The organism is Paenibacillus ottowii, assembly GCF_006874425.1.
Taxonomy (GTDB): Bacteria; Bacillota; Bacilli; order Paenibacillales; family Paenibacillaceae; genus Paenibacillus; species Paenibacillus ottowii.
Genome location: NZ_VIJZ01000010.1, coordinates 154,078 through 166,403, shown reverse-complemented (window position 1 = coordinate 166,403; position 12,326 = coordinate 154,078). Strand labels below are relative to the sequence as shown.

The 12,326-nt window shown below is 45.4% G+C and carries 7 protein-coding genes; 2 read left to right on the top strand and 5 right to left on the bottom strand.

What is annotated here, in order from left to right; translation table 11 throughout:
• From FKV70_RS21385 to FKV70_RS21365, 5 genes are all read right to left on the bottom strand, one after another.
• A complete protein-coding gene (locus tag FKV70_RS21385; RefSeq protein ID WP_244310801.1) occupies nt 1-888 on the bottom strand; it encodes an ABC transporter ATP-binding protein in 888 nt (295 codons plus the stop codon).
• Complete coding sequence (gene papB, locus FKV70_RS21380) at nt 869-2,293, bottom strand: PapB family radical SAM/SPASM ranthipeptide maturase (RefSeq protein ID WP_244310800.1); 1,425 nt, start codon at nt 2,291-2,293, stop codon at nt 869-871. Before papB ends, FKV70_RS21385 begins: the two co-directional genes overlap by 20 nt.
• Nucleotides 2,294-2,991: 698 nt before the next feature.
• Nucleotides 2,992-3,846, bottom strand: a complete 855-nt coding sequence (locus tag FKV70_RS21375; protein WP_063206929.1) for a carbohydrate ABC transporter permease — start codon at nt 3,844-3,846, stop codon at nt 2,992-2,994.
• 18 nt (nt 3,847-3,864) lie between these two features.
• A complete protein-coding gene (locus FKV70_RS21370; protein WP_063206926.1) occupies nt 3,865-4,749 on the bottom strand; it encodes a carbohydrate ABC transporter permease in 885 nt (294 codons plus the stop codon).
• A gap of 36 nt (nt 4,750-4,785) precedes the next feature.
• Nucleotides 4,786-6,039 carry a sugar ABC transporter substrate-binding protein gene (locus FKV70_RS21365; protein ID WP_142614274.1) on the bottom strand — a complete coding sequence of 418 codons (1,254 nt, stop codon included), beginning with the start codon at nt 6,037-6,039 and terminating at the stop codon, nt 4,786-4,788.
• Nucleotides 6,040-6,588: 549 nt separating this feature from the next.
• Between FKV70_RS21365 and FKV70_RS21360 the strand changes: the two genes are divergently transcribed.
• Nucleotides 6,589-8,817, top strand: a complete 2,229-nt coding sequence (locus FKV70_RS21360) for a glycoside hydrolase family 3 N-terminal domain-containing protein (protein WP_280115098.1) — start codon at nt 6,589-6,591, stop codon at nt 8,815-8,817.
• Nucleotides 8,818-8,830: 13 nt separating this feature from the next.
• On the top strand, nt 8,831-12,271 hold the full coding sequence (locus tag FKV70_RS21355; RefSeq protein WP_142614328.1) for a GH36-type glycosyl hydrolase domain-containing protein: 3,441 nt from the start codon (nt 8,831-8,833) through the stop codon (nt 12,269-12,271).
• Nucleotides 12,272-12,326 lie beyond the last annotated feature (55 nt).

The following is a 12,326-nucleotide window of genomic DNA, read 5'->3' as shown; positions in this document are numbered from 1 at the left end:
CTAACTCTCCTCCGGATCGGAAATGTACAGATACGCATCCTCAAGATTAGCCGTTTCGGGTGTGACTTCTGTACAACAATCTGGAGGGTCGTTACACAGTAATCGAGCCTGAATTCTTCCTTCCTTCCGCACAATGGAAGTGATTCGAGCTTGTTGGCTTAATTGTTCCAATTGACGCTTGTCAACATCAACCAACCACACTTTACCCTCGACAGTTCGAATCATATCGTCTATAGCCCCTTGGTACAGACAATGGCCTTCTTTTAAAACGAGTAGTTTGTCACATGTGCTTGAAACGTCAGGAACAATATGAGTAGATAACAATATAATCCTGTCTTCTCCATAATTTTGAAGCAAATTTCGAAAAGCAATTCGTTCTTTGGGGTCCAGTCCAACCGTAGGCTCATCAACAATTAACAACTTAGGCTGTCCTAACATAGCTTGAGCAATTCCTAAGCGCTGCTTCATTCCCCCAGACAGCTGTTTTATTTTCTTATCAACTTGATCGATAAGTCCCACCTCAATTAATCGCTGTGATGTCTCCTCTTGAATATGATGTTTACCTTGAATACCTTTTAAAGCCGCAAAATAGTTCATGGATTCCAAAATAGTCACATTTGGAAAAAAATCAAAATACTGCGGCAAGTAACCTAGTAAAGAACGAATAGCATCAGGTTCTTTTTTCAAAGAATGTCCGAATATTTCAACTTCTCCTCGATCGAATCTAAGTAAAGTGGCAAGGATTTCCATTAAAGTGGTCTTACCCGCTCCATTGTCTCCGAGCAGTCCGAATATACCATTATCAATGTGAAAATGAAGCTCATTAAGTACTTGGTGAGAACCATATGACTTACTTAAAGCTTGAATATCAATTGTCAAATGAGGCATCCTCCAATAGTTGCTCTCGCTTCCGCTTAGCAGAGAACAGGTTTTTCTTGTCTTCTTTAGTTAATCGTAAATACAATTTCATACAATCCATTATTGCACTACGAGTAAAGTTACAGTATTTATCCACTGGCTCATTAATTGAACCACTAAGCACCATATTTTCTTGAGGACAACCTCCACCACATAGATTCTTAGCCCAACATTCTCCGCATACAGTTCTCTTCTCTAAACGCATCTCACTAAGCATGCTACTCTTCTTTCTTACATCCATCCCTTCCCTTACATTCCCTAAAGAATAATCCTTTTCATTAACAAAGCGTTGACAAGGATAGAGATTACCATGCACATCAACGGCAAGCATATGCGAGACCGCCCCACAAAAGTAATCTCGCTTAGAAGAAGAATGAATCATCTTCAAGTATTTTAGAATGTTCGAAATTTGACGTGCTTCCCCATATTTTTTTGCCTGAAGCAAAGATTCAAAATGAACAACCAATTTGGTGAATTCTTGTGCATACTTCTCAAAGTCTTCCTCACTAAGCATCTCGACTGCAGGATACATCGCAACATGGCGAATACCAATCCCCATTAAATGTGTAAGTGTATGAGTTATATCCAATTGTACTGGTGAAATCGTAGCTCTTGCTGTTATGGCACCTTTTTTTCTTAAACTTTCTGTTCTATTTAAAATGATTTCATAGGTACCTTTTCTGTTCTGATAATATCGATTGAAATCGTGCGTCATTTGATCACCATCTAGACTTATCTGAATAGAAACATGATGATCTAATAAAAAATTTTCAATTTCTTTGGAAAGCAACGTGCCGTTCGTTGTCATACTATATGTAACACGTTTATTTGATTTTTCTTCTTTTAGCTGAGTATAGGCTACAACTTCTTTAATAACTTCAAAATTCAGAAGTGGCTCCCCTCCAAAAAAGCAAATATTCAGTTTTTCTTCCTCACCAGAATGATTAAACAGATAATCAACTGCTTTTAATGCGGTCTGTGTGTCCATCCGTCCTCGATCATTATATTCTCCGTCTCCTCCATAACAGTAAGAGCATCTTAGATTACACTCTTGAACCAGCATAAGGATTATAGATGATAAGCTTACTTGCTCATCATTGTAACTTCCCGATCCCTCTTGAATAGACAAATCTTTATTATATATAACCGATGCTTCCTTTAGGCTGGCTAATAACCTATCTACCTCTTCTCTACTAGAACGATGCTTAAGTAATTCATATATTTCTTCAATTTCCTTACCTTCGCTATCACATATATCTACTACGACATCGTCAATCTGAAAAAGCCCATTTGTTTTTATATTATATAAGTATAAATTTTCGTTTTCTTCTATGATTTTGATGGGGTTCATTTTAAATGGAACACTAATCACCATTGATCACCCTTTCAAAGTTAGAAAATAGGAGGAAGCCCAAGAAATTCAGTTCTCAGACCTCCTAATTGAATGCCTTGTGTTTAAAAGCTATCGTTGTGAGTGTTACTTCAATCAATCGCTATCATTATTAGTACACCAATGGCCACTTTCTTTGCTACAAAACCAATCGGTAGCATCACAATTTACACAACGATCATGGGTATCACATAAAACACATACCATAGGGGAAACACTACCTTCAGCTGCTTGGTTAATAGGATCGAACAATTTGAATCACCCCATTTTTTTGTATTTTTTTATTTCCTTTCCAAAATAATCATTTTTCTATTGCATTTCAATACTTTTTTTAAAATAATTGTATAAAATTTGTTAACATATCATTTTTGAAATATATTCAATTAAATATAATAAAAGTATAATTTCTTTATCGAAAAAGCTGGTCGTTGTTAATGTAATGCAAACCTTAATGATTCTGAAGGTCGGAACTTTTATTCACCTACGTAACACGAGATCTGAATTCTAATCTTCGTTCTCCCGTTCTCATATATAAAAAATGATGCGGCCTTTTAGGAAATGAATGTTAACTAGCAGGCCTTTTAATTTTTCTATAAAACAAGAACAAAAAAAAAACGGAAGACCTCTTTGGATTAAACTTTGAGGTCCTCCGTTTTTTTGCGTTCATTAATCAAACTATAACCCTATTTAATACCCGAAATCGTATAATTCTCGATAATATACTTTTGGAAAATAATGAAGATGATCATGATCGGAACGACCATGAAGGTCGAGCCCGCCATTTGCAGGGCAAATTGGCTTTCGTTCTGTCCCTTGAGCAGGGACAAACCTACGGACAAGGTGTACAGCTTTTCATCGTTCGCAATAATGAGCGGCCATAAGAAGCTGTTCCATCCGCCGATAAAGGTCAGGATGGCCTGCACTGCAATAATTGGCGTCGAAATGGGCAGCACGATTTGTAAAAAGGTGCGGAACTCCCCTGCTCCATCCAGACGTGTCGCTTCCAGCAGTTCATCCGGAATATCAGACATGAACTGCCGGAAGAGGAAGATTGCGAACGCGCCTACCAATCCAGGAAGGACAATCCCCAGCATAGAATTGGTCAACCCCATCTGGTTTAGAATCAAATAGACGGGAATCATCGTCACTTGGCCCGGAATCATCATGGTTGCCAGTACCAGATAGAACAGGAAACCTTTGCCCTTAAACTGGAATTTAGCAAAACCATAACCTGCCATGGCGTTAAGGAATAATCCGAAGAAGGAAGCTAGAACAATGATTAGTGTATTCGTCAGATAGGTTCCAAACGCCATGCTATCGAACAGGATTTTAAAATTATCCAGAGTAAAATGCTCCGGCCAGATGGTTGGAGGGATTTTGGTCACCTCCCCCTCTGTCTTAAAGGAGGATAAAATCATCCACGCAAAAGGCAGCACCATCAACAGACCTCCCACAGTCAGGAGAATCGCCACGAACCATTGAAATGTTTTTTCACCACTGCGCGTATTGGCGCGGGCTTGCTGAACAGCTGTTTTCACGTTCATCACCTCTCTCTATCAGGACTCCGCTTTATTTTGCAAACGGAACTGGATCAGCGTTACCGCGATGATCGCAAAGAACAGAATGAACGATCCCGCCGCGGCATACCCGAATTTACTAAATTGGAAGCCGTTATTGTAAATGAACAAGGATGCCGTCAGCGTGCCGTCCAGCGGTTTCCCTTTGGTCATGACAAAAGGTTCCTCGAAAAATTGCAGCCAACCGATCATCGTCGTGATGGACACGAAGAAAATAGCGTAACGAAGCTGCGGAAGCGTAATATAACGAATTTGCTGCCATGTATTGGCCCCGTCAAGCTGGGCCGCTTCATAATAAGAGCCGGGAATCCCCTTAATAGCAGCAATAAAGATGATCATGTTTAAGCCGATACCCCGCCAAACCGCTAACACAATCAGCGAAATTTTCGCTACTGTTGGATCGGTCAGCCATGGGACGGGACCCAAGTTCACCAGACCAAGTACGTAATTGAATAATCCAAGCGTCGGATTATACAGATAGCTCCAAACGACTGCGACCGCAACCACATTCGTTACAGACGGCAGATAGAACACGACGCGGAATACCTTAAAAGCACGTGATTTACCCATGTTAATCAGGATCGCAATGCTGAGTGAAAATATCAGCACTAGCGGAACACCGATGATGACGAAAAATAGCGTATTCCCAATCGACTTCAAAAAAGAAGGGTCCAAAAGCACGTTCGTGTAATTTTCCAAACCTATAAAGCGAATGCTATCAAAATTAACGAGTCCAGACAGATCCATATCCGTGAAGCTGATCACAAGCGCCAGTAATATCGGCAATAGCGAAAACAGCGTTAGCAGGATGATGGAGGGACCGATAAACAAGTATGGCGCAAGTTTCTGCGAGCTTCCTTTCATGCCTTCACTCCCTTTGACAATGACAGATACGGATCATTATTTTTTCATAATACTTGCAGCCTGCTGATTAAAGTCATCCATTTCCTTCTGTACATCGGCATGACCGCGGTAAATACGCTCGAAGCTCTTGATGAATTGTTGGGAAACCTCTTCCCATGCAGCCAGTTGCGGCAATGCTGCGGAATGATCCAGCTGTTTGCGAATCGTCAGAAGCATCGGATCACTCTTCAGCTTGGCATCTTCCCATGATTTGGTAGCCGCAGGCAAGTTACTGGATAGATCCATCCATTTCAGCTGTGTTTCTGGTTTGCTCATGTAAGCCAGGAATTTAGCCGACTCCTCTGGGTGCTTGCTGAATTTCATAATGGAAAGGTTGGCTCCACCCAAAACGGACAGGTTGTTTACTTTGCCAGGAAGCTCCGCTATATTCCACTTACCTTCCAGTTCTGGTGCCTTGCTCTTGATTTCTTTAATCATAAAAGGACCGCTGATAAACATTGGAACGATCCCCTCGCCCTGTAAACCTTGAACGGAGTCAATTCCAATATCCACTGCATTAGATCCATTTTGGAAAAAGCTATTCACATACTTTACAGCATCTACAAATGGTGGTTGGTTGAACAACGGATTGCCCTGCTCGTCAACCAGTTTGGAGCCGTTCTGGAGCGCAAACATAAAGCCCATAGACTGCTCCTTAGCACTAAAGGAGATACCGTACTTGCCTTTCCCCCGAGCCGCCAGCTTTTGCGCAGCATCGGAAAGTTCTTCCCACGTTTTTGGCGCTTCATTGTATCCCACTTGTTTCAATAGATCGGAACGATAGAATAAAACTCGCGTTTCAGTGTACCAAGGTACGGCGACCGGTTTACCTTCAAATTGAGCCGTACTCACAGCGCCCTTGAAGAAATTTTTTGATTCAAGCTCAGGGTATTTGCTGATGTAAGGCGTGATATCTGTTAATGCACCCGCAGATGCTAATTCCGGCACCCATGACGTACCTAACTGAACAACATCCGGGCCGGATTTTGAGGCAACCGCTGTGAGCAATTTGTCGTGAGCGTTATCCCACGGCAACGCCTGTACATCAACATGAATATCCGGATTTTCTTTCTCAAAATCTTTTACGATTTCAGGCAGCAGCTTTCCTTCCGCTCCCATGCCCCATAAGGTGATGGTGGTCTTGCCATTCGCATCTTTGCCGGATGAATCATCCTTGGATGAACAGCCTACCAGCGCGCCTCCCAGTAACAAGGTGCTTGCCAAAATGATCCCCAACGTTCTTTTCATCATACGAATTCCTCCCGAGATGATCAGTTTACTGATCATGCAATATGATAAAACGGATTCAAATGCTAGAGTTTTGCAGAAAATCAATAGTAACTTCCCATAAATAATATATAGATCGAAATGGTCTGTTTCGTCTATATATTGCGCTTTGGAGCGTTTAAAATCAAATTCTGCAAAATCCTTGTACACGTAAAAACATAGCATTTAAAGCATACAGTTGTAATAATTATGTTTAAAACCTAAGGACCATACCCATCAATAGAAACGTTTCGATAGTCATTATAGAACAAATTGAAACCGTATTCAATAGGGTTATTATATTTTATTTCTCCTGAATCGCGGCTTTTTTTCATTCGTTTCATCTTTATTACGCTATTTATCCTATATAAAAGCTCCTATATTGGATTTGACTCTCCTTTTGAAAGCGTATATAATCCAACTGAGTTCAGAAATAGAAACGTTTCGATTAATGATAAAACAGAAGATTATGCTTCTATACTAGCTATTAGCCTGTTCAGCACTTTTTTGAATCAACTTTATCCAAAAAATCTCATGAATCTGAAAAAGAGAGCTGTCGACCAACAACACAGCTTATGGAGGATTATGATGGAACAACACCTGAATTCCTTTCTACAAAACATGACGCTTGAAGAAAAAGTCGACCAACTGCTACAGCTTGTGGGTGGCTTTTTTGAAGAAGCCGGCACAGAGGGCCAAATTACCGGGCCTATGGCTTCTCTCGGTATCACAGAACAAACGGTCCACAATGTTGGTTCTGTGCTCGGTCTTGCAGGAGCCCAGGAAGCGATCCGTGTTCAGCAGGCTCATTTGATTAAAAACCGCCTAGGTATTCCACTTTTAATTATGGCAGATATTGTACACGGCTTCAAAACGATTTTCCCGATCCCGCTGGCCATTGGCTGTTCATGGGATATGGAGCTGGCAGAGGAGAGCGCCACCATCGCTGCCCGGGAAGCAGCTGTATCCGGTGTTCACGTCACATTCGCTCCTATGGTCGATCTGGTACGGGACCCACGCTGGGGCCGTGTGATGGAATCTACTGGAGAAGACCCTTATCTCAACAGTCAATTTGCCCGTGCGTTTGTGCGCGGATTTCAGGGTAAAGATCTGACGAAGGATACCGAGCGGGTAGCCGCATGCGTGAAGCACTTTGCTGCCTATGGAGCTGGTGAAGGCGGGCGGGATTACAATACCGTAGATGTATCGGCATGGCAGCTGCGAGAGTATTATCTCCCCTCCTACAAAGCTGCTTTGGATGAAGGCTGCGAAATGGTGATGACGTCCTTCAATACCGTAGAAGGCGTGGCCGCAACGGGCAATAAGCGTCTGATGCGAGATCTGCTTCGTGATGAATGGGGCTTTAACGGTGTACTCATTTCAGATTGGGCCGCGATCAAAGAGCTTATTCCTCACGGCATCGCCGAGGATGAACGGGAGGCGGCGAAAAAGGCGTTGCTGGCAGGCGTAGATATTGAAATGATGACCTCCTGCTATAACGGACACCTGCCTGAGCTGGTTCGCAGCGGAGAGCTGGATGAAGCGCTCGTTGATGAAGCAGTGATGCGTATATTGAGGCTTAAGCAAAGGCTGGGCTTGTTCGAAAATCCGCTGCGCGGCGCAGATCCTGAGCGTGAGCGTGAAGTTGTGTTCTGCGAAGCCCATCGTGCGGTTGCTAAAGAACTAGCGATTAAATCATGCGTGCTCCTCAAAAATGATTCTGTGCTTCCATTGAATCGCAATCAACATATCGCGTTGATCGGACCTTTTGCAGAAAGCGGCGATATCTTGGGCTCTTGGTCGTGGAGCGGTTCACAAGAGAAAGCCATCCGTGTTGTTGACGGGTTCCAATCCAAAATATCCTCCTCGTTGCTTACGGTTGCAGTAGGATGCTCTATAGACGATATAACAGAGGAGCAATATGCAGAAGCTCTGCATGCTGCCAGTCAAGCAGAGATTATCGTATTGGCGCTTGGTGAGCGCTCGGATATGAGTGGTGAAGCAGGCAGCCGTTCGAATATTCGCCTGCCGCAAGCCCAGTTGGAATTGGTGAAGCGCCTGAAGACACTGAACAAACCCATGGTAGCCGTACTGTTTAATGGCCGTCCATTGGATCTGCACGGCGTCATTGAAGAAGCAGATGCTGTACTGGAAGCCTGGTTCCCTGGTGGCGAAGGCGGCGCGGCGATTGCCGATTTGTTATACGGCGATGCCGAACCTACGGGGCGTCTGACGATGTCTTTCCCGCAATCGGTCGGACAGGTGCCTGTGTATTATAATCATTTTAATACAGGACGTCCGCAGTTAGATCCGAACACAACAGAACGTTACGTGTCCCAGTATCTAGATATACCGAACGAACCTTTATTCCCGTTCGGCTATGGTCTGAGCTATACCGATGTAGCCTATAACAGCGTACAGCTTTCCGGCGATATCCTTATTCCCGGTCAAGAACTGACCGTTAGAGTACAGGTAACGAACACAGGAACACGTCCAGTCGAGGAAACGGTTCAGCTCTATGTCCGTGATATCAGCGGGGATACGGTTCGACCAATGAAAGAACTGAAAGATTTCTGCAAAGTCCTGCTTGCCCCAGGCGAAAGTCAGGAAGTGGAATTTACATTGACCGAGCCTCAGCTGCGCTATCATCATGCAGATTTGAGTTTTGACAGTGACAGCGGTGAATTCGCCGTCTTTACAGGACCTAACAGCCGAGATACTACTGAAGGCCGTTTTCGGTTAGTAAAAGAAACAGGAAAGTGAGGCGTTCCCTTTGATGAATACAAGTCTGGATCAAAATATTTTGCTGCGAGCCGGAGACCTGTCCTTTACCTTCTTAAGCAGCGGTGATGTATACAAGATTGCCCACGGCTCAACGATGATCAACCAACTGTTGACCAATTCAGTCGATGGTTCCCTGAACAATCTGTACTTGAGACTGTATCGTCCTTCCGGTGTAAGCATTACTCCTCTGCTGGGAGTTCGTTCACCTGGCGTAATCCGACAAACAGATCAGCAGATTATTTGGGAAGGTTTCACTGCCGGTGTAGGCTATCAGGTGACCTTCACACTCAGCCGCCTGGGAGTATGGTTCTGGGATGTAACCCTACAGGGCGATGACGTTGAAGCAGATATTGTGTACGGTCAGGACCTCGGCATTGCCGATACCGCTGCTGTACGCAGTAATGAAGCTTATTTGTCTCAATATATTGACCACACTGTCTATCATGATGAACAAAGAGGCTATACCGTTTGTTCCCGTCAGAATCAGCCGCAAAATCAGGCATTTCCTTACATTCAACAAGGCTCGTTAACCCGCACTGTCGGATACTCGACAGATGGGTTTCAGTTCTTTGGACTTTCTTACAAGGAAACGAATGAGCCGGAAGCACTCCGCCGCGATTCGCTCGCCAATGAAGTGTACCAATACGAATTTGCTTATACAGCGCTGCAATCTGAGCGGGTAAAACTCGCCGGGGAAGCTCGCTTTACATTTTACGGTCTGTTCCAGCCGAACCATCCGGCCGCAGTGACGAAGCTGGAGTATCAGGAGCTGGTGACCAAAGCACGTGAAGAAGTAGCGGCCGTGCTAGCGGACGCTTCCGCGAACATCATCCCAGCGCGCATCGCAAGTGAGTTCCAGGCAGAGCGCGTAGCTCCAGCGCAAACCATCGGTGAGCCACTGTGCACACTGGATTTGACCGCTGCCGAAGTGGAGCAGCTTTTCCCAAAACGCCAGGAAGAAGAGCGGGATGGTGATGAACTACTTTCCTTTTTTACGGAAAGCTATGAGCATATCGTACTCAAATCCAAAGAGCTTCGTGTAGAACGTCCTCACGGACACATTTTAATGGGTGGGCATTACTCTGGAGGTAAGGAAGAAACCATTACAACGACCTCCTATATGTGCGGGGTATTCAATTCCCAGCTCGTGATCGGCAATACGAATTTCAACAAGATGATCACCAACGTACGTAATGCGCTCAATATTCCCAAGACATCCGGTCAACGTATCTACGTCGGCATTCAAGGAAAATACCACCTGCTCACCATGCCTTCCCTGTTTGAGATTGGCTTTAATTATGTGCGCTGGTATTACAAAACGGCTGACGATACATTCATTATTACAAACCATACGAATGCTGATCGCCCGGAAGTACGGCTTCACTTGCGTTCAGCAAGCGGCAAAGCTTACCCATTCCTGATCACTCAGCAAATGTCTATGCATGTGAACGAATATGAGCTTCCGTTTCATATGGAACGCGAAGGTGACGACCTGCTCTTTAGAGCTGATTCCGCTTCCCTAAGCGCCGAGGCTTATCCGGATCTTTTGTACCGAATGCATGTAGCAGGCGCTCCATTACAGCAGGTAAGCGACGCTCACGCACTCCTGCGGGGCAAGGCTTCACCTGATGCATCCTTGGTCGTGCTGGAACTGGGTGAGAGCAGCGAATGGACCTGCACGGTACAGGGTTGGCTGCATGGCCGTTCGTCCGGGAAAGACCCAGCACGCAAGGAGCCTCACGCCTCCTTTGAGGAGGAGCGCGAGCGCTACCGGGAATATTTTGCCGAGCTTATGAATGGCTTCCATCTGACACTTGGTCAACAGGAAACGAGCGAGCTATTCCGTGTGAACGCCGTGGCCTGGTGGTACACCCACAATATGCTCGTCCACTACTCTGTACCTCACGGTCTGGAGCAATACGGCGGAGCAGCTTGGGGAACACGCGATGTATGTCAGGGACCTGTAGAATACTTCTCGGCGGTGCAAAAGTTTGATGAGGTTCGTTCCATTTTGCTAACGGTATTCAGCCATCAGTATGAAGACACTGGAAACTGGCCGCAATGGTTTATGTTCGACAACTATACTCACGTACAGCAAGAAGAAAGCCATGGGGATATTATCGTTTGGCCGCTCAAGGTATTGGGCGATTATTTGACCGCGACCCGTGATTACAGTATTCTGGAAGAAAATGTTCCTTACACCCATCGGCATACTTTCGATTATACCAAGCAGACCGCGACTCTCATGGAACATGCCCTGAAGGAGATCGAATATATTCGGGAGAATTTCCTGCATGACACGTACTTATCGGCTTACGGTGACGGCGATTGGGACGACACCCTCCAGCCAGCCAATGCGCAGCTGAAGCAATACATGGCGAGCAGCTGGACGGTCGCACTCACCTACCAGGTGGTTCGTAACTTTGCTGCTGCGTTGGAGCAAGCTCCAGCCAACGTAGTAAGCGGAGCTGATAAGATCGCACAAGATTTACATCAGATGGCGAACGGCATCCGTAAAGACTTCAATCGCTACATGCTGGAGAGCGGAATTATCCCAGGCTTCGTATATATGGAAGAGCCTGGTCAACCTAAGCTCATGCTCCATCCGTCCGACACCGAGACGGGAATTCACTACCGCTTGCTGCCGATGACACGCAGCATGATTAGCCAGTTGCTCACGCCTGAGCAAGCATTGGCTCATGAGCAGCTCATCCGCGAGCAGTTTCTCTGCCCGGATGGTGTGCGTCTGATGAACCGTCCTGCACAATATGACGGTGGTGTGAGTTCGCACTTCAAGCGCGCAGAGCAAGCGGCCAACTTCGGACGTGAAGTCGGACTGCAATATGTACATGCCCATATCCGCTTTGTGGAAGCGATGGCCAAGTTAGGACGCAAGGATGACGCTTGGCACAGCCTGAAGCTCATCAATCCGGTCGGCATCCGTGCGACCGTACCGAATGCCGACTGGCGCCAAAGCAATGCCTATTTCAGTAGCTCGGATGGTAAATTTAAAACCCGCTATGAAGCACAGGAGCGGTTTGGTGAACTACGGGAAGGAGCCGTCCCCGTCAAGGGTGGCTGGAGAATTTATTCCAGCGGTCCGGGAATCTACATGAATCAGCTCATATCCAATGTTCTCGGTATTCGTCAGTCAGGCGAGGACCTGATTCTGGACCCTGTGTTGCCGGACGATCTCGACGGATTGGAATTTAGATTTTCCTTTGCAGGGAAACCCGTCACTTTTGTCTACCGCATGCTGCAAGAGCATACGAACGGTGAGCAAGGACGTGCAGTATTGAACGGAGTCCCTCTGGAAAGCGAGCCCGCTGATGATAATCGCTACCGTTCCGGTGCCTTGCGTATCAAACGTGAGACCTTCGAGCAGGCATTAGCAAACCATGACGGTGTGCACCGTCTGGAGATTGTTTTATAGAACTGAATGATATCGTAAGCAAAATCAGGTATAGCAACAAAGGGTTGGCGATCTT